The following is a 17,812-nucleotide window of genomic DNA, read 5'->3' as shown; positions in this document are numbered from 1 at the left end:
AGAAATAGTGCTATATTTGGTTCTTTATTAGAACGATAGAGTCAATTTTACTACAAACTTGAAATCATTCCCATGTAAAATAAACCAATTGTTTGTCTATTTTATGACTTTATGACTAAACAGACCTATTCCTTGCTACACAACCCTCCTACCCAATACCTAGCTAACTGTCCTCGGCCGTTCCAACCGGGTAATTCCGGGAATATGAAGCGTGGACCATTGAGGCATGAAATGATCGATCTTCGCGACCGCCACGGTCATGTCATCCAGAATTACATTCTTTTGATAACGGATCACGGACTCCAGCAAACAATCGGCAATTTCCTGAGGATCCTCCGATTGAATCTCCTGGATCAGCCGCTTGATCCATAACTCTTTGTTTACGGCATACCCGGGTGCATCATAAATCCCGTCGGTCATCATAATTAACGTATCGCCCGGATGCAGCTGAACCGTCACCAAATCCACCTCGATATCCTGAATGATTCCAATCGGCAAATTGCTGGCCGAAACCGGAATCACTTCCTGTCCCCTTTTTATAAAGCTAGGGGAAGAGCCGATTTTCAAAAATGTGGTCCGGGCGGAGTATTCATCAATCAGCGCCATATCGACTGTCGCGTAAATTTCGTCCGGAGAGCGGAGCATCAATATGGAATTCACCGACTTGATGGCCAGGGTTTCATCCATACCGGATTGCAGCAGCTGTTCCAAAATGCTCAGTGCCGTGCTGCTCTCCAATCTGGCGCGCTCTCCATTGCCCATCCCGTCGCTGATAGCCACCGCATAGGTTCCGTTTCCCAGCTCCGCAGCGCTGAAGCTGTCTCCGGATAAGAGATCTCCCCCTTTTGCAGTGCCGGCTACTCCGGTCGTGATCTCATAGGTTTTGGCCGAACCGAAGGTTACGGTAGCCAGGCCATCGCGCCCGCCCGCCGTAGATTCGTCGATAACGGCGATATGCTCGCCCAGGATATCGGACAGGAGCGGGGCAATGATTTTGCGGCATTCGTCATATCCCCGGGTATAGGCATGGACAATTTCAATTTCGACGTTGCCGTGATCCAGATTCACGATGTCAATGTTATGAATGGACAAGCCCATTTTTTCCAAAGCCTCGCGGATTTGCTCTTCCTGCTTGTACATAGCCTGTCCCTCGCGTTGAATCTCTCTGGCCAGATCCTCCATAACCTGGGATACGCCCGACAATTGTTCCGCTACCAGCAGACGGCTGTCGTATATTTGCCGTTTCCAGTGCATATCATGTTGATAGAGATTGTACTCCCGCTTCATGACCTCCAGCACCTGATCGGTTTTCGTACATATTTTATTCCACTTGGGAGGAAGTTCGCCCTTGGACAGGTCCGGATTCTCCTCCACCGCCGTCATCATTTCGGTCATATACTTATAAGTTTGATAAAACTTTCCGTCCCAGCAGGCATTTCGGCGGAAGCAGGTGGCACAGGCGTTCTCGGTGACCGCATTCATAAAATGGTCCACTTCCTCGCTCCGTTTGGCAACTTCTCCCGAGCTGGCAATCTGACCGAAGCTGCGGGACAGCTGACGGAAAACTTGAGAAAATTGCGAGACCCGGCCCGCAGTGATTTCACGCATCCGCTTGGCGTATTCATGCTGGGTTTTCGTATGATCCTGAGTGCCGGGAACGTATTTCGCAATAGCGCTAACGACTCCCTTCGGCGTCAATAAAAAGAATGCGACCGCAACGCAGCTCTCCCAGGTAGAAGCCAGCACATCCGCCGGGCCCGTTAAATAAATGGATAGAATCGACGAGCCGAGCAACATTCCAAAGCCTACGGCCCATTTGCGTCCATCGCGCAGCATCCCGGCCAGCATGCCCGAAAATGCCAGCAAACTCATCTGGTAGAGTGCCGAGGTATCGGCCAGGCTAAGAATCAGCCCGGTTACCACACCGACCGAAGCGCCGAGCGTGGCGCCGCCAACTAAAGCAAACAACAGGATTAAATATCTCGTCAAAATATGCTCGATGGACAGTCCGGAAATCTCCCAGCCTACCGAGCCTGTCATTACGGATGCCAGCAAAATAACGAGACAGACGATTTCCTCCGTTCTCAGCTGATAGTTTCTTTTCCTGTAAGTAAAGACGGGAACCGCCTGAATAAACACCAGGGTCAGAACAAAACTGAGTACCGAATCCATTACGATCATCACAAATGCATACCAGGATAAGGACGGGCCGATAACCGCCGTAAACAGAAGGGCTAAAAAGGTGCTTGTAAATACCATCAGCGGCGCATAAGATACATCGGCGCGCTCGAACGATTCCATTCCTTTATGGATCAGAAAGAAAATGAGCAGCTCCGCCGCAATCACGGCAGCGTGTTGGCCCGATACAAACATCGCCCCGGCAACCATGACCGCTCCCGTCACCGCAGCGATATCGCGCCGCATAAACATCATTACCGCAAAAAAAGCGGCGGCAAAAGGCGAAAGCTCATCCAGGATCGTCGCCTTGCCGAGCAAGAAGCTCATCAACAGGAACAAGCCTGTCCACTTGCTTGCCGCAAACATTCTGCTGAACGTAATAATGATAGGAATCCCCCTCCATCCATCCCACCGAAATCCTCTCATCTGCCCTTTAGCCTTTTTCATCCCTGGGAATGGGATCACATTCCATTTCTCCATTACCTGGCACCGCCTTTTCCATTTTTGTAAGGTATGTCCCATTATAGGAGGGGGTGCGCGGAAAGTTTGTCATATACCGGAACCTGAACCAAAGAAATTTCCGACAAATTGAGAGTGAAATACGAAACATCACGAACCCATGCCCCCCATGAGGATGACCCGTGGTAGGCGTTCCTATGTTCGTACAAAATGCATCCGATGGGGTAAACAATTTTTGTCAATTCATCCAAGGATGGACGAAGATTCCGTAATAACCTGTCGGCTCGGACGCCCAGACGACAAAAAAAGAATTTTCGTCGTATTTTTGACGGCAACAAAAAACCGCAAGCAACAAATTGCCTGCGGTGGGTTTCAATATAAAATTGTTAAATTACATGCGTTTGGCTCCGCGTCCTCCGCGTTTGCCTTCCGTGTTCTTCTTCAGCGAAGAAATACGCTCTTCACTGTCCTTAAGGAAACGGGAAACTTTATCTTCAAATGAAGCTTTGTTCGGTTGCGGCTTAAAAGGACGTCCTCCCCGATCCCGGTTAAATCCGCCGCCAGGACGATCTCCGTCTCTACCTCCAGGACGATCGCTGCGTGGTGCACGAGGCGGTCTAGTATTAGTAGCCTCTACCGGTTTATCAACGGCTTGCTTAATGGAAAGTCCGATCTTGCCGTCCTTGTCGACGTTGATTACCTTAACGGTAACAACATCGCCGATCTTCAGATGATCATTGACGTCTTTAACATAATTGTCTGCGATCTCCGAGATGTGAACGAGACCCGTGACACCTCCTGACAGATCCACAAATGCTCCGAAATGCGTGATGCCTGTCACTTTTCCTTCTAACTTGGTGCCCACTTCAATTGACATAAAATAAAATGATCCTCCCTTAAAAATATACAGCCAGGCCTCGAAAACATGACTGCGGTGATTTGATTATACATAATGAGCCAAACAAGGTCAACAGCCGTATATCCCTATGGGCTCAGTCTTTTTAGGAGTCCGACTCGGATATGCGCACCGGAATTTCACCCGGTTTGTAAAGTCCGTATTTCTTCATCGCGATTTGACCGATATATTCAGGGTCTTTAAGACGATTTAATTCATATTTCAATTGGTTTAATGTTTGCTCATTAGCTTCCTTGGAAGCTTGCCGCTCCGAAAGCTGGAGGGATTTATTACCGATTTCTCCGGATTGGGCGATATAGGTATAGCCTGCCCACCCGACGAACAACACCATAAAGCACGTCCATAACCGAATACGTCTGCGCGCCCCGACCGATTTCACGGCGGTCTGTTTCATGTTATTCGTTTTGGCCGCTACATCGCGCATTCAGGGCACCTCCGTTTTCGTTATTCTTTGCCGAACCAGCGCTTCCATAATCCTGCCAGACTATCCCATACAGAACGAAGCCTGTCCGGCAGCTTCAGCCTCTTCCATATAGGTCTTGTGACCCAGGTCAAGAGTTTCCAAATCGGGGACAGTGTCACCCTCCCCATAAAAAACAAAACGATCCATAGAAATCCCAGCAGCACCCGTAGGGTCTTTAGCAGCCATTTCAACGGTGTAAGCACTGCCAGTTCCAATATTCTAATGGTTATTCTGTAAATCTTTTGAACTACCTTTATTAAATTTACCACAAAACGTTCCGTTATAAAACTGAGAAACAAAAAATGAATCCAAACGCCTATAAACAAACCGAGGAATACATAAAATCGGAGTTCTCCCTGGTTAACGTGGTAAAGCGTGCGAAAAACAAAAAGGGAGGCGGCGATCCAGTAACATAGATCCAGGATATGTACACTCCAGCGGGGGAAGCGAAGCTGTCCCGATACGACACGATAGCTGTCAAAGGCGATCCCCATGATTCCCCCGCATGCGAACATCCATAGGAGAGTCGCCCACTGCGTATGCAAATTCATCGGAACAGCTTCCCGAGCAGGCCTTTGCCGGGCGCATGAGCTCCCGGATCCAAATAGGATAAGGAGTTTACCAGGCCTTCAATGCTGACTAACCCCTGCTCCAGATTGAGATTTTTGATATGTAAATTTTGACCCCGGATCGTCAAATGCCCCAGTTCCGTCTGAAGCAGAAATTCCTCGCTGTCAAAACTCTCCACGTTCTGAACTCCTGAAATCTCCAGCAGCTTCCTCTGCATCAGATGCAGTTCTTGACGCTTCCCTTTTCCTTGTTCGACCATGGCATGTACCCCTCCTTCTTACCAATAGCTTATGGAAGGGGATTTATCTTTAGAACCGATTTAAAAAACTGTACGGACCTCGCAACTTTATGTAATGGTAAACAACAAAATAAAAAAGCATGCCCCGTTAGTTAAAACGGAACATGCTTGATCTCACGCCTTAATTCCAGTCAAGACCGGAGTCTTTAGCGATCGGTTCTTCCTTGACTAAGGTATACAGGGTGGCAGCCTCTTCCTTGCGAGTCGTCTCCGCGAGGCGTTCGACGCGAACCGTCACCAGCTTCTGGCCGAATTGAACGGTGATCTCGTCGCCTACCTTCACGGTACTGCTCGGTTTGGATTCGCGCCCGTTGATCAGGACTCTGCCTTGTTCGGAGACATCCTTTGCCACCGTGCGCCGCTTAATCAACCGGGACACCTTCAGGAATTTATCGAGACGCATTATTTTACGGCTTCTTTAAGTTTGTTGCCCGCTTTGAAAGCTGGAACGTTGGATGCAGGAATTTCAATCGTTTTGCCAGTTTGCGGGTTGCGGCCTGTACGACCGGAACGTTTGCGGGTTTCGAACGTGCCGAAGCCGATCAGTTGTACTTTGTCGCCGCCGGCAAGGGCATCGGTAATTTCGCCGAGAACACCATTCAATACGGTTTCAACGTCTTTTTTAGTCAAACCGCTTTTGCTGGAAATGTTGTTGATCAGATCTGTTTTGTTCATTAATAATGCCTCCCAATAATAAAAGAAATAGATGGATACTAACGGCTTCAGCCCTTATGGCAGTAAGCCGCGGAGATATCTTTGTATGAGTATTCTGCCTTAAAACTCAAATTCCTGCCCGCTATTCAACTTTTTTTTGCTTTTTCGCAAAAAAAACCGATTATTAGGGAAATTTCGAGTTATTTGGATAGCCTTTTTGGACTATTCGAGACTTTTGGCTTCGTCCCAAAGCTTGTCCATTTCGGCCAAGTTGCTGTCTGACGGCGTCTTTCCGGCTTCGCGAAGCTTGTCTTCCACATAAGTAAACCGTCTGACAAATTTCGCGATTGTCATGGACAGGGCCTCCTCCGGATCGGCTCCGATATACCGGGCCGCGTTTACGATGGAGAACAGAACATCTCCCAGCTCCAGCGTTTGGTCCTCGGCCTTATGCCCGCCGGTTACGGCCTCTTTGAATTCGGCAAGCTCCTCCTCGATTTTCGCCCAGACGCCATCGATGGAATCCCAGTCAAAGCCTACTTTAGCCGCCTTCTTCTGCAGCTTATACGCCTTCATTAACGCCGGCAAGTCCCGGGGCACTCCGCTCAGCGCCGATAATTTTTCAGGCTCGATACCCTTTCGCCGCTTCTCTTCGGCCTTCATGGCGTCCCAATTTTTGAGCGCCGCCTCGGCATCCTCGGCACTCAGGTTGCCGAATACATGCGGATGGCGGTAAAGCAGCTTTTCATTGAGCTCCTGAATGACGTCGTAAGCGGTAAACATTCCGGTCTCTTCTTCCATTTGCGAGTGCAGCATAATTTGCAGCAGCAAATCACCGAGTTCTTCCCGCATATGATCCGGATCGTCATCATCAATCGTTTCCAGCACTTCATAGGTTTCTTCTATGAGGTTTTTGCGAATCGATTGGTGGGTCTGCTCCCGGTCCCATGGACAGCCTTCCGGGCTGCGGAGAATGGTTACGATCTCATGAAGACGCTCAAAGCTCCGGATGCGCAATTGTTCGTCATGGCTGGCCGGAACGTACACCAGCGACAAGTTCCCGTATCCTTGGATGCGATCCAGTTCATAAAGCGGGATGCGAAGCACCTGCTCCGCTCCGGTTACGCCGAGCGCATGTCCGACAACGACCGGATAATCATCCGGGTAAATGTCCATCAGGCCCAGCTTAACGTCCGAGGCGGTGAATTCGTCGTAAACCTGGCCGATCAACGTATGGCGCCGGGGATCAAGCCGTCCTCCCGACAACTCGGAAGCATCCAGCAATTGAAAGCCTTCGATCGGATCGAATCCGAGAGAGATAAATGCCGCATCGAGGAAGCTTTCTCCCCCCGTGATCTTCAGTTCGATTCCCTCAACCGGGCAGCGTTCCTGCAGCCGCTTTACGGTAGCTTCCGCCACCATCGGATGCCCGGGCACGGCGTACAGAACCTCTTTCCCTTCCGGGGCCGTCTTGGCTGCGGCGATCAGCCGCTCCACGATCTCTTCGTATACGGAGGGAAAGTCGTCCTTGGCTTCGTACACTTCATCGAATGAGGTGAATGAAACTCCCGTTTCCTCCAGCCAAGCCACCACCGGATGGTCCTTGGTACGTACATATCTCTCCTGCGCCTCCTGAAGCAATTTCAGGCTTCCCAGCGTCAGTCGGTCGGGATCGCCCGAGCCTAGGCCGACTACAGTTATCACTGCTCCCATTTGAGCCACACTCCTGTCTAGTTACCGGCTTAATTTGAACATTCTATCCCTTACTATACCACTTGCCGAACCGATGGCAAAAATGTCCGGCAGGTCCGCGATCAAGTGCCGTGGACGGTTATTGGCTGCGGCAAGGGCGGCGGATCTGCGTATAAGAGAGTGCAACAAAGATCTGCACTCGGCCGCTGGGCGCGGTACTCCGTTTGGCGTTACCGCAGCAGGCGCAGTTTCCGAAGCAGGCGGAGCAGCTTCGGTCCGACCCGCGGCAGGGCGCCCAGCTCTGCCGCACCGATCAGGCGCGCCCGCACCGCGGCGGCCGCAAACACGGCTGCGCCGAGCAGCACGCCGAGCAGGCTCTCCGCCAAGGCCGCCAAGCGGCCCGGCGGCAGCACGGCGTCTGCAGCGAGGCGCAGCAGCAGCACGGCGGCCGCCATCGCCAGGGCGGCCGCGGCAGGGCGCAGCAGCGCGTCCCGCAGGCGCGGGCGCAGCCCTGCGCGGCGGAGCAGCAGCGCGAGGTTCAGCGCTGCGGCGACGGCGTAGGCGGCGATGCCGGCGATCGCCGCGCCGGTGATGCCGAGCTGCGGCACGAGCAGCACGTTCAGCGCTGCCTTAAGCGCGGCTGCCGCCAGCAGATGCACCGCCGGCGCGCGCACGAAGCCCAGCCCCTGCAGCAGGGCCGCCGTGATCGTCACCAGCGCACCAGGCGCGGCGGTCCAAGCCACCCAGGCGAACGTGCCGGTTCCCGTGCCGTCCTCGTACAGCATGACGTTGATCGGCCCGGCGAGCAGCGCCAGCCCGGCGGAGGCGGCCAGGCCAATCAGCCAGAACCAGCGCAGCGCCAAGCCAATTTGGCGGCGGATCCCCTCCCTGTCGCCGCGCAGATTCATTTCCGCCATGAGCGGAATGAACAGCACCGACAAGGACGAAGCAAGCATCGTCACCAGTTGGACGAGCGGAATGCCCCGATTATAGACCCCTACCTCGGCCATCGCCCGCAGCTCGTCCCCGCCACGGGATAAAAGCCGTGGCAAGGTAAACGTATCGACCAAACTAAGCAGCGGAATCGCCAGGGAAGCAAGGCAGATGGGAATCGCATAACGAAACATTTCCCCTAACAATCCCCGGCCGCTCTCCGAATTTTTCCTTAACCCGGCAGCGGGTATTCCCTGATCCGTCAGTTCCTCTGCTGGCCCGAAATTTGGAGTATTCGACTTTATTATAACCTGTGGCTGCGGCAGAGCTTCAGAGCGGTCCTGGCCTGCCGGGGATGCCCCCCTGCCGCTGGGCCACGCCGAATCCTGCCTCATCTGTTTATGATGCCCTCTCCAGTACAGGAGCATGACGAGCAATCCTACAGCTCCACCCACAGCCGAGCCCGCCAGCGCCCCGCCTGCGATCACGGCTTCCGTTCCTCCGAGGCCCGTAAAATAAAACAGCAGAATAATCATCACCGCTACGCGCACGGCTTGCTCGGAAACCTGAGAAACTGCGGTCGGCACCATATTCTGCAGCCCTTGGAAATACCCCCTTAGGGATGCGGTAAGCGGAACAAACAGCAGCGCAGGCGCTGCGCTTCTCAAAGCCGGGATCAGATGGCTGTTGCCGATCCATGCCGCCAGAAGCGGAGCTCCGAAGTACATCAGAATACAACCGGCAACTCCGAGTATAGCCATCACAGCCGTTGCCATACGAAGAACGGCCCGTTTGCCGCTCTCTTCGCCCATAGCATGCCGTTCGGCCACAAACTTGGAAACAACCGTCGGGAACCCCGCCGTCGCCAGTGTGATTAGAATGGTATAGAACGGATAAACGGTGTTATAAATTCCAAAAACACCGTCTCCCCCGATATTTTGCAGCGGAATTTTCTGCAGAGTTCCTAACAGCTTGCTCAAGATGGCCGCCAAGCTGAGAACGGCCGCTCCCTTCAGCAGGCCTGACGCCGTGCTTTTGTCTTCCCTCATAATCTACCTACCTTGCGGAATATAAAATGGCCACAATCTTACTATGTAGGTTCCATTATAAGACGAAAACCTCCTCTCCCGCCATGATAGCCCGTTGGAGGAGCCTAAACGCACAAATTTGCCAAGCCTCAATAACGCCAAAAAAAGACACTCCCGGTCCCGGGCGGCTCTGCCGCCCCGTTACTTCGGGAGTGTACTTGTCATTTCCAGACACGCTTACTGTTCCATTTGTTTTCCTAAAAATCCGGCGGCCGTTTCCGCCATTTTAGATTCCAGTTCCGACATTTTTACCGATTCGTCCTTATTCAACAGAACCACTGTACCGATCGGGTCCCCACCCGAGATGATCGGAGCGATTACAAAGGAAGAGATTGTCTCGGGATGGTCCCGAATAATCTCGTACGTTCCCGTATTCGACTCCAGTGCAATTTTGCGGTTGTCCATACTGTTTTCCAGGATAGTACCGATCTGCTTGTCCAGGTATTCCTTCTTCGAGGCACCTGCGATTGCAATCACTGTGTCCCGGTCAGAGATCAAAGTAATATGGCCTGTGCTTTCATACAGCGATTCCGCATATTCCTTTGCAAAGTCGCCCAATTCCCCGATAGGGGAATATTTTTTCAGAATAACCTCGCCGTCGCGGTCCACAAAAATCTCGAGCGGGTCCCCTTCCCGGATCCGCAGTGTGCGGCGGATCTCCTTTGGAATGACCACTCGGCCCAAATCATCAATACGGCGTACAATTCCAGTAGCTTTCATATCACATGTTGCCCCGCTTTCTAAAGAAGTATTGAACTACTGTCTGTTGGATATTCATTTACCCTTAGGTATGTTAATACACCGCTGCCGGTAAAAAAGTTGCGCGGCTTTCAGCATTTGCTGGACCGACCCGCAGCTGAATTTGTATACAATGGAGGGATTCGGCTCTTGTGATTCTGAGCATAGTATTCATCCCTTCCCAGCAGCTTATGCATTCGAATTTAACAGTCCTTTATTGTTCCTGCAACAGGCCAAGGGGACTAAAAAAATGCTGCAAAGGTGCGGCCCTTCACTGCTTGATGTGGCAGCTTCTCATGGAATAGGGATTTTGCGGCAACAAAACAGCGCGAATCGCTCCGCGCTGCTCCGGCAAAACCAGATAAAACAAGTTACCTCGTTTATTTGTCGTTGCTGCTTGTACTGTTGTTCGTGGCTGCGCCGTTGTCCTTGGTTGCGCCGTCATTTCCCGAAGTTCCGGCATCGGTTCCGCTCTTATCGGCATTCCCGTTTGTTCCGGAATTGGTTGCCCCGTCTTCCTCTTTCTTCTGCTCAACCTTCGGCAATTCGATCTTCTTGATGATCTTCTTCTCCAGGTCGCCCTCCATAAACTTGTCCAAGTTTTGGGAAGCGACGGACATTTTGATCAGATCTTTCTCTTCCTGCGTCAAATCCTCGAACTTCTTCTCGGTCCGTTTCTCCACACGAATGATATGGTAGCCATACGTGGTTTCCACCGGTTCGCTGATCGTATTAATCGGCAGAGTGATCGCCTTTTCCTTGAATTCAGTTACCCAGTTGCTGACAGGAGTATCCGCATAGAGTCCTCCATTGTCGATATTGGGTTGACCGTCCGTGGAATATTCCTTCACTAGTTTTGCGAAGTCTTCCCCTTTATCCAATTTGGCTTTAACTTCATTAGCCACCTTCAATGCATCTTCTTTGCTGCGTTCTTTGCCTTCCTTGTCAGTGAACCCGATCAGGATATGGCGAACCGAAGCGGTAATATAATTTTCTTTGGTCGCTTCGAATTCTTTTTTCACGTCATCGTCGGTTACTTTCGCTTTTTCGCTTTCCATGACGGTATAAATACGAACCATGTAGTTTTTAAATTCCGATTCGGAAATTTTTTGTCCGTCCAGCAACTGCTTGAAGGCATCATCGCCCATCGACTTTTTCATTGCAGTGAACTGTTCTTCGGCCTTCTTCTTGCCTTCTTCCTTCATCTTGGCGTCGGCCTTGGTATCCAAATATTCGTAGGCGATTTCCTGTTTGATCAAATAATCGCGAAAATCGTCCATTTGCATGAATTGTTCCATTTGCGGTTGAAGTGCCAGCACAATCCGTTGTTCCCGGTCGAACTCGTCCTCCGTAATTTCGCCGCCTTCGTAAGTTGCGATCACCTTACTCTTGTCTTCACTGCCACCGGCAGCACCCTTGTCCTCTTTCTTGCCGCAACCCGCCATAACGGTAAAAGCCATTACTGCAACGAGGGCAATGAGCAGCGTCTTCCAAGAACGCCCTTTACTTCGAAACATCTTGTAGTTCCCCTTTCGCTTTGAACGAGTCCTTCAGGGCTCCCAGGAACTGCTCCAATAAGCCCATCATTTCTTTGTCGTCCATTCCCTTGGTTTTGATGCGGATCAGCATAACCGACCCTTGATTAAATTGTACACGTCTTCCGAACAGATTTCCAACTTCCGCGATTTTGGCCGGAATGATCTCCTTTTCCCGCCCATCGTAAAACTTCAAGGTTACTTCATCCCCGCGCAAAGCGATGGACTCAATGCCGTATTGCTTGCCGTACAGCTTGACCCGGGCTACCGAAAGCAGGTTTTGCACCGCTTCAGGAAGCTCGCCAAAACGGTCCAGCAGTTCATCCTCCAGCTCGGCCACATCTTCAAAGGTCGCTGCGGAGGCTGTTTTCTTGTAGATCTCAATCTTCTGAATACTATCATAAATATAATCCGACGGTAAATAGGCGTCGATGCCAAGATCGATCGTGGTGTTCCAGTTCGACTCTTCCGGCACCGTTTCGCCAAGCATGGTCACTTTTCTCTTCTGAATTTCTTCCGCCAGCATTTGCGAATAGAGGTCAAAACCGACGGAAGCGATGAATCCGTGCTGTTCGGCGCCCAGCAGATTGCCTGCCCCTCGAATGGAAAGGTCGCGCATCGCAATTTTGAAGCCCGAACCGAGTTCAGTAAACTCCTTAATTGACTGAAGGCGTTTCTCGGCAACCTCGGTAAGCGACTTGTCGCGCTGGTACGTAAAGTAAGCATAAGCGATCCGATTGGACCGGCCTACGCGGCCGCGCAGCTGATACAACTGGGATAGGCCCATTTTATCCGCGTCATGCACAATCAGCGTATTTACGTTCGGAATGTCCACCCCGGTTTCAATGATACTGGTGCTGACCAGCACATCGTATTCCCCGTCAAGGAAATCAAGGATCGTCTTCTCCAGCTCCTGCTCCGACATTTGTCCGTGTCCAATACCGACCCGGGCGTCAGGAACAAGCATCGAAATCTGTGCGGCCATCTCTTGAATTCCCTGTACGCGATTGTAAAGGTAATAGATTTGCCCGCCACGCGCCATTTCCCGTTCCACAGCTTCACGTACAAGCGCCTGGCTATGCTCTACCACATAGGTTTGCACAGGGAACCGGTTCTCCGGCGGCGTCTCGATAACGGACAAGTCCCGCACACCCAACATGGACATATGGAGCGTCCGCGGAATCGGCGTTGCCGTCAGAGTCAGCACGTCGACATTCGTTTTCAGTTTTTTGAGCTTTTCTTTATGAGTTACGCCGAAACGCTGCTCCTCGTCCACAATGAGCAGGCCCAGATCTTTAAATACGAGGTCCTGCGACAACAGGCGATGCGTTCCGATGACGATATCCACCGTACCTTGGCGCACGCCCTTGATCGTTTCATTCTGTTCTTTCCGGCTGCGGAATCGGCTCAGCGTCTGGATATTGATCGGATATCCGGAGAATCGCTCCCGGAACGTTTCATAGTGCTGCTGTGCCAATATCGTCGTCGGAACAAGGACGGCCACCTGTTTGCCTTCGATCGCCGACTTGAACGCGGCCCGGATGGCGACTTCGGTTTTCCCGTAGCCTACATCGCCGCATAGAAGCCGGTCCATCGGCTGGGACCGCTGCATATCTTTTTTGATTTCTTCAATAGCCCGCAGTTGGTCCCGCGTTTCTTCATAAGGGAACATCGCTTCGAACTCCTGCTGTTCCGGCGTGTCCTTCTCGAACGCATAGCCGGGTGAAGACTGGCGGTCCGCATACAGCTTAATGAGATCGTCGGCAATATCCTGTACCGAAGTACGTACTTTATTTTTGACCCGGGTCCATTCGTTGCCCCCGAGTTTATAAATCTTAGGCTCTTTCTCCTCAGAACCGACATATTTCTGGATCATGTCGATCTGTTCGATCGGAACGGACAGCTTGTCGCCGCCGGCATATAAAATATGCATGTAATCCTTATGGATTCCTCCGACCTCTAAAGTCCCGATACCCAAATATTTCCCGATACCGTGGTTTTGGTGAACGACATAATCGCCCACTTTCAGCTCGGTATAGCTCTTGATCCGTTCTGCATTGTCCATGCTCTTCGCGACTTTACGGGCTTTCCGCTGTTTCTGCGAGAACATTTCTCCCTCGGTAATCACGACCAAATGCACGGAAGGCAGCTCAAAGCCCGACTGCAGGTTACCCTGCAACAGTGTCGGCTCATCGATTCCGTAGTCCTGAAGCACGCGGCGCATCCGGTCCATCCGCTCTTCGCCGCTGGCCAGCATGATTACGTTGGCGCCGCTCTTTTTCCAGCGTTCCATTTCCGCCTTCAGCACGTTCATCTGACCGTGGAAATCCTGCATTGCCCTGCTGACAAAGTTAATGATATTTTGCGGCTGAGTATGAGGCACTTGACGCAAAAATAGCGACAAAAACAGCGTCTGGAACGGACGATGATACAATACGCGTTCCCCTTCCAGCGCAAGCGGGAGCTCAGGCAAGCTCTTGCCGTTCTGGAACAAATGCAGATTCCATTCCGACTCATCCCGCTCCAACTGACGGGAAGTTTCCAATAGACGGGCCGGCTCATCGAGGATGAGCAGCGTATCCTTAGGCATATAATCGTATAGCGTTTTATCTTCCGGATAAATCAAAGAAATATACTTATAGATTTCCGGAAAATAAACATGCTCACGCAGCAGCTCAATTTCTCTGGATACCTCTTCGCGAAGTTTGTTTTTCGCCTGGCGGTCGGTCATTTTCTCCAACTGTTGTTCCAGTTTTTCCGTCGCTTTCTGTGCAGCCTGCTCCAACCGTTCCCGGGTCGCGATCATCTCCTTGCAAGGAGTCACCAGCACCTGTTTGACTTGATCGACGGAACGCTGGTCAGCCGGATCGAAGGTGCGAATGGAATCGACTTCATCGTCAAAAAGCTCCACCCGGTACGCCAAAGCGGAGGTTAACGGATAGAAATCGATAATTCCGCCGCGGATGCTCATTTCTCCCCGCGATTCCACGCGCTCCACTCTTTCATAACCCAGCTCGATCATGCGGGTCAGGAAGCTGTCCATCTGGAGCGTTCCTCCCAACTCAATCGTCAGCCCGGCACTGGACATCGCTTCGGGGGTCGGTATAAACCGGCGGACGCCCGAATAAGGCACAACCACAACTCCCCGGAATGAATGGGAGCATTGCAGCAGTACCTCGATCCGCTGTGCGAGCGTCTCCGGACTGGAGACGGCCGCTTCCGCGGCAACCAGCTCATTCGCAGGATATAACAGCACCTGATCCGCTGACAGCGCTTCCTGCAAATCTTCATATATTTTTTGTGCGGAAAACATATTATGGGTTACGACCAGCAATGGCCGCTTAGTCTCTTGATGCAGCGCGGCAAGCGCAACCTGACGCGAGGATCCCGACAAACCGGAAATCAGTTGCTCCTTCATTCCGGCGCTTACTCCCGATATCATCGAGGTGAAGTCCGAATCCCGGGAGAATGCTTGTATGAGTGCTTGTAACAAGTGAGGCACCTCTCTTATTTCTTATTGCGATATTCCTGCAAGATATTAGTAACATCTTATTATCTACCCGCGGGAGCGGTTACTAAGTCATGTCATAAGAGGCATATTACTCCCCCGGCGGCCAAGATTGCAGTTCCTTGCGAAGTCAACCAAAAAGGAGCCTCAGCAACCGTGCCAAGGCTCTGTATTCCGTTATCCGGTATAGGTGCAGTCATTGCAAAGGATTCGAAATCAGGGACAACTCCGGATTATTCTCCAGAGCTTCCTTACAGTAATCGCAGGTCACCCGGACCGTCATGTCACCATTCGAATCATACGCTATTATATCCTGCCGCTCTTCGGGGGTCAAGAAATGGAAACCCAGTTGGGATTCGGATACATAAGGCGTTTCTATTCTACCAATGGACGTTCGGCAGTGCCGGCAAACATAGTTTATTGCCATCTATATGCCTCCTGAAGAATCAATATAACCTTCAGTATGCCCTGTATCTCCCTCTTTTAGCCGGATGCGGCTCTCCGAATTTCCAATTACCCGTTGAATTTGGCCATCGTTTGCTCAAAAGTATGATCCAGACTGTACTCCAATGCGTCGCAAGCCGCCTCTATCGACTGGTGCAACAGCGGGGCCTCCTTCTTGGCAAACGTCGAAAGCACATAGTCCACAACCGCGAATCCCGGCTCCGGCCGCGAGATGCCCATCCGAATCCGATTGAAGGACTGCGTTCCCGTATGCTGTATGATCGATTTAATGCCGTTGTGACCGCCCGCGCTGCCTTGATACCGCAGCCGATTGCGCCCGATTTCCGTATCCAGGTCATCATAAACGACGATCATGTCTTCAAGGGGAACCTTATAATAATCCATAAAGGCGCGGACCGCCTCTCCGGATAAATTCATATATGTCATCGGCTTAATGAGCGCCACCTTGCCGCCCGGCAGCATGCCTTCCCCAATCAACGCCTTGCATTTGCTTTGTTTGATTGCGATGCCGTGTCTGCGAGCCAACTCGTCCAACGCCATGAATCCGATGTTATGCCTTGTCTTCTCATACTTGGCCCCCGGATTGCCGAGGCCTACGATCCATTTCATTTTGAATCCTCCGTCTACAAAATATAAGTTTGGTCTGCCCCAAATTTCCTCTCCGTTCCACATACACCAGACAAATAAGTTCTTCCCTGATGATCCCAGCGCATCCCGAAGGGACAGCGGCCATAGCACACCCGCATGCATATCCCTCACTCTTTGCACGAACCTAGCGCATCCCGAAGGGACAGCGGACTAGGCCCGCCCCTCTGTACTCCCCGCATTCTTCGCACAAACCCAAGCGCATCCCAAAGGGACAGCGCCTCCTTGCACAAAGTGGCTCTCTCCCTCCAGAAGTCGCTCCCCAGCCACGCAGGTGCGCCAACGTAGAGCGTACCCCGAAGGGGCGACAAGCGGCTCATTCCGCCAAAGCCCCCCGGGTGCGTCCGAAAGCAGCAGTGCCTCCAACAACCAGGTAGCCCGGGTGCGCCAAAAGTAAGACGTACCCGAAGGGGGAAAAGCGTGCCTCGCACCCAACCCCAGCGCATCCCCGAAGGGGACAGCGGCAAAGGAGCGCCTCATTATCTCCCACGTTCCTCCAGTTTGCGGGTGATCCCCTAGGGCAGCAGGCCCTCGGGGGGCCCTCCCTTACGGTAAGGGAGGGTTTGGGAGGGTTGAGCCATGATACGAACTTAGGGGTTGCCCTCCTTTATAGAAGGTGCAACCCCTGTTATGCAGTAGGACTGAAACTCTTATTCGATCTCAAACAGCTTGCTGATCGACAATTCTTCGTGAACCCGGATGATGGCTTCACCCATCAGCGGAGCAACGGACAACACTTTCAGCTTGCTGGTCGGATTCGGATGCGTAATCGGAATAGTATCCGTAACAATAACTTCCTTCAGCGGAGAGTTTTCCAGACGTTCCATCGCCGGACCTGAAAGCACGGGATGCGTACAGCATGCATATACTTCCTCGACGCCGCCTTCCTTGAGGGCGTTGGCGCCAAGTACGATCGTGCCGGCCGTATCGATGATATCATCGACGAGAATCGCGGTTTTTCCTTCGATATTCCCGATGATGTTCATGACCTCGCTCACGTTCGGCTCCGGACGGCGCTTGTCGATAATCGCCAGCGGGGCATTCAAAAAGTCAGCGAGTTTACGGGCACGGACAACTCCGCCATGGTCCGGGGATACGACAACCGGATTCGGAATATGCTTCGAACGGAAGTATTGGGCCAAAATCGGTACGCCGAGCATATGGTCCACCGGAATATCGAAAAAGCCTTGAATTTGCATGGCATGCAAATCCATCGTGATGACGCGGTGAGCGCCGGCTTTTTCGATCAGGTTGGCAACCAGTTTGGCAGTAATCGGGTCACGCGAACGTGCCTTACGATCTTGGCGAGCATAGCCGTAATAAGGAATTACGACGTTAATGCTCTTGGCCGAAGCCCGTTTCAAAGCATCCACCATAACGAGGAGCTCCATCAGATTGTCGTTTACCGGCGCACACGTGGACTGAACAATGTACACATGGCAGCCGCGAACGCTCTCGGACAGCTTGACTTGAATTTCGCCGTCACTGAAGCTCATCGTTTCCGAGTCTCCCATCGGAATTCCGATATAATCGGCTATTTGGTTAGCCAACTTGGGATTAGAGTTACAAGTGAATATCTTCAGTTTAGAATCACAATAAGTCATAAATTTTAATACCCTCCGTGCTGTGTAGATAGATTAACTATCCCGTCATTGAAATGTCACTGCATC

16 protein-coding genes are annotated in these 17,812 nt (G+C 51.9%); all 16 read right to left on the bottom strand.

Annotation, left to right across the window (positions count from 1 at the left end; genetic code table 11):
• Positions 1-159: 159 nt before the first annotated feature.
• The 16 genes from spoIIE to NYE70_RS18350 all read right to left on the bottom strand — a co-directional run bounded on the left by spoIIE (position 160) and on the right by NYE70_RS18350 (position 17,746).
• Positions 160-2,658 carry a stage II sporulation protein E gene (spoIIE, locus tag NYE70_RS18425; protein ID WP_341047327.1) on the bottom strand — a complete coding sequence of 833 codons (2,499 nt, stop codon included), beginning with the start codon at positions 2,656-2,658 and terminating at the stop codon, positions 160-162.
• A 370-nt stretch (positions 2,659-3,028) separates the two neighbouring features.
• Positions 3,029-3,514, bottom strand: coding sequence for a S1 domain-containing RNA-binding protein (locus tag NYE70_RS18420; RefSeq protein WP_211025451.1), 486 nt, complete (start codon positions 3,512-3,514; stop codon positions 3,029-3,031).
• A gap of 124 nt (positions 3,515-3,638) precedes the next feature.
• Positions 3,639-3,977 (bottom strand): FtsB family cell division protein, encoded by a 339-nt coding sequence (locus tag NYE70_RS18415; protein ID WP_213656536.1) that lies wholly within the window; start codon positions 3,975-3,977, stop codon positions 3,639-3,641.
• 20 nt (positions 3,978-3,997) lie between these two features.
• The gene (yabQ, locus tag NYE70_RS18410) at positions 3,998-4,567 is read right to left on the bottom strand and encodes a spore cortex biosynthesis protein YabQ (RefSeq protein WP_213656535.1); all 570 of its coding nucleotides are present in this window, start codon (positions 4,565-4,567) and stop codon (positions 3,998-4,000) included.
• A complete protein-coding gene (gene yabP, locus NYE70_RS18405) occupies positions 4,564-4,845 on the bottom strand; it encodes a sporulation protein YabP (protein ID WP_211025444.1) in 282 nt (93 codons plus the stop codon). The genes yabQ and yabP overlap by 4 nt, the downstream gene beginning before the upstream one ends.
• Before the next feature lie 160 nt (positions 4,846-5,005).
• On the bottom strand, positions 5,006-5,287 hold the full coding sequence (locus tag NYE70_RS18400) for an RNA-binding S4 domain-containing protein (RefSeq protein WP_114498817.1): 282 nt from the start codon (positions 5,285-5,287) through the stop codon (positions 5,006-5,008).
• Entirely contained in the window at positions 5,287-5,559 is a 273-nt protein-coding gene (locus NYE70_RS18395; RefSeq protein ID WP_044482598.1) for an HU family DNA-binding protein, read from the bottom strand. Before NYE70_RS18395 ends, NYE70_RS18400 begins: the two co-directional genes overlap by 1 nt.
• Before the next feature lie 201 nt (positions 5,560-5,760).
• On the bottom strand, positions 5,761-7,251 hold the full coding sequence (mazG, locus tag NYE70_RS18390; protein WP_290408310.1) for a nucleoside triphosphate pyrophosphohydrolase: 1,491 nt from the start codon (positions 7,249-7,251) through the stop codon (positions 5,761-5,763).
• A 209-nt stretch (positions 7,252-7,460) separates the two neighbouring features.
• Positions 7,461-9,212 (bottom strand): putative polysaccharide biosynthesis protein, encoded by a 1,752-nt coding sequence (locus tag NYE70_RS18385; protein ID WP_341047324.1) that lies wholly within the window; start codon positions 9,210-9,212, stop codon positions 7,461-7,463.
• 216 nt (positions 9,213-9,428) lie between these two features.
• On the bottom strand, positions 9,429-9,971 hold the full coding sequence (gene spoVT, locus NYE70_RS18380) for a stage V sporulation protein T (RefSeq protein WP_211025437.1): 543 nt from the start codon (positions 9,969-9,971) through the stop codon (positions 9,429-9,431).
• 398 nt (positions 9,972-10,369) lie between these two features.
• Positions 10,370-11,506: a peptidylprolyl isomerase gene (locus tag NYE70_RS18375; protein WP_211025435.1), complete on the bottom strand. Its 1,137-nt coding sequence runs from the start codon at positions 11,504-11,506 to the stop codon at positions 10,370-10,372.
• Positions 11,493-15,017: a transcription-repair coupling factor gene (gene mfd / locus NYE70_RS18370; RefSeq protein WP_211025433.1), complete on the bottom strand. Its 3,525-nt coding sequence runs from the start codon at positions 15,015-15,017 to the stop codon at positions 11,493-11,495. The genes NYE70_RS18375 and mfd overlap by 14 nt, the downstream gene beginning before the upstream one ends.
• Positions 15,018-15,228: 211 nt before the next feature.
• Complete coding sequence (locus tag NYE70_RS18365; RefSeq protein ID WP_341047323.1) at positions 15,229-15,459, bottom strand: anti-sigma-F factor Fin family protein; 231 nt, start codon at positions 15,457-15,459, stop codon at positions 15,229-15,231.
• 86 nt (positions 15,460-15,545) lie between these two features.
• Positions 15,546-16,106, bottom strand: coding sequence for an aminoacyl-tRNA hydrolase (gene pth, locus NYE70_RS18360; protein WP_290408313.1), 561 nt, complete (start codon positions 16,104-16,106; stop codon positions 15,546-15,548).
• Between the two features lie 189 nt (positions 16,107-16,295).
• A complete protein-coding gene (locus NYE70_RS18355; protein WP_341047322.1) occupies positions 16,296-16,622 on the bottom strand; it encodes a hypothetical protein in 327 nt (108 codons plus the stop codon).
• 170 nt (positions 16,623-16,792) lie between these two features.
• On the bottom strand, positions 16,793-17,746 hold the full coding sequence (locus NYE70_RS18350) for a ribose-phosphate diphosphokinase (protein WP_211025425.1): 954 nt from the start codon (positions 17,744-17,746) through the stop codon (positions 16,793-16,795).
• Between the last annotated feature and the right edge of the window lie 66 nt (positions 17,747-17,812).

Origin of the sequence: Paenibacillus sp. FSL R5-0407, from assembly GCF_038009185.1 — a bacterium.
GTDB lineage: Bacteria > Bacillota > Bacilli > Paenibacillales > Paenibacillaceae > Fontibacillus > Fontibacillus vini.
The sequence above is the reverse complement of the archived record's forward strand: the minus strand, read 5'-3'. Positions and strand labels throughout refer to the sequence as shown.

Excerpts from the sequence above, each read along its gene's own strand:
- spoIIE (WP_341047327.1), bottom strand. The coding sequence starts at position 2,658 with ATGGAGAAATGGAATGTGATCCCATTCCCAGGGATGAAAAAGGCTAAA.
- NYE70_RS18420 (WP_211025451.1), bottom strand. The coding sequence starts at position 3,514 with ATGTCAATTGAAGTGGGCACCAAGTTAGAAGGAAAAGTGACAGGCATC.
- NYE70_RS18415 (WP_213656536.1), bottom strand. The coding sequence starts at position 3,977 with ATGCGCGATGTAGCGGCCAAAACGAATAACATGAAACAGACCGCCGTG.
- yabQ (WP_213656535.1), bottom strand. The coding sequence starts at position 4,567 with ATGAATTTGCATACGCAGTGGGCGACTCTCCTATGGATGTTCGCATGC.
- yabP (WP_211025444.1), bottom strand. The coding sequence starts at position 4,845 with ATGGTCGAACAAGGAAAAGGGAAGCGTCAAGAACTGCATCTGATGCAG.
- NYE70_RS18400 (WP_114498817.1), bottom strand. The coding sequence starts at position 5,287 with ATGCGTCTCGATAAATTCCTGAAGGTGTCCCGGTTGATTAAGCGGCGC.
- NYE70_RS18395 (WP_044482598.1), bottom strand. The coding sequence starts at position 5,559 with ATGAACAAAACAGATCTGATCAACAACATTTCCAGCAAAAGCGGTTTG.
- mazG (WP_290408310.1), bottom strand. The coding sequence starts at position 7,251 with ATGGGAGCAGTGATAACTGTAGTCGGCCTAGGCTCGGGCGATCCCGAC.
- NYE70_RS18385 (WP_341047324.1), bottom strand. The coding sequence starts at position 9,212 with ATGAGGGAAGACAAAAGCACGGCGTCAGGCCTGCTGAAGGGAGCGGCC.
- spoVT (WP_211025437.1), bottom strand. The coding sequence starts at position 9,971 with ATGAAAGCTACTGGAATTGTACGCCGTATTGATGATTTGGGCCGAGTG.
- NYE70_RS18375 (WP_211025435.1), bottom strand. The coding sequence starts at position 11,506 with ATGTTTCGAAGTAAAGGGCGTTCTTGGAAGACGCTGCTCATTGCCCTC.
- NYE70_RS18365 (WP_341047323.1), bottom strand. The coding sequence starts at position 15,459 with ATGGCAATAAACTATGTTTGCCGGCACTGCCGAACGTCCATTGGTAGA.
- pth (WP_290408313.1), bottom strand. The coding sequence starts at position 16,106 with ATGAAATGGATCGTAGGCCTCGGCAATCCGGGGGCCAAGTATGAGAAG.
- NYE70_RS18355 (WP_341047322.1), bottom strand. The coding sequence starts at position 16,622 with ATGAGGCGCTCCTTTGCCGCTGTCCCCTTCGGGGATGCGCTGGGGTTG.
- NYE70_RS18350 (WP_211025425.1), bottom strand. The coding sequence starts at position 17,746 with ATGACTTATTGTGATTCTAAACTGAAGATATTCACTTGTAACTCTAAT.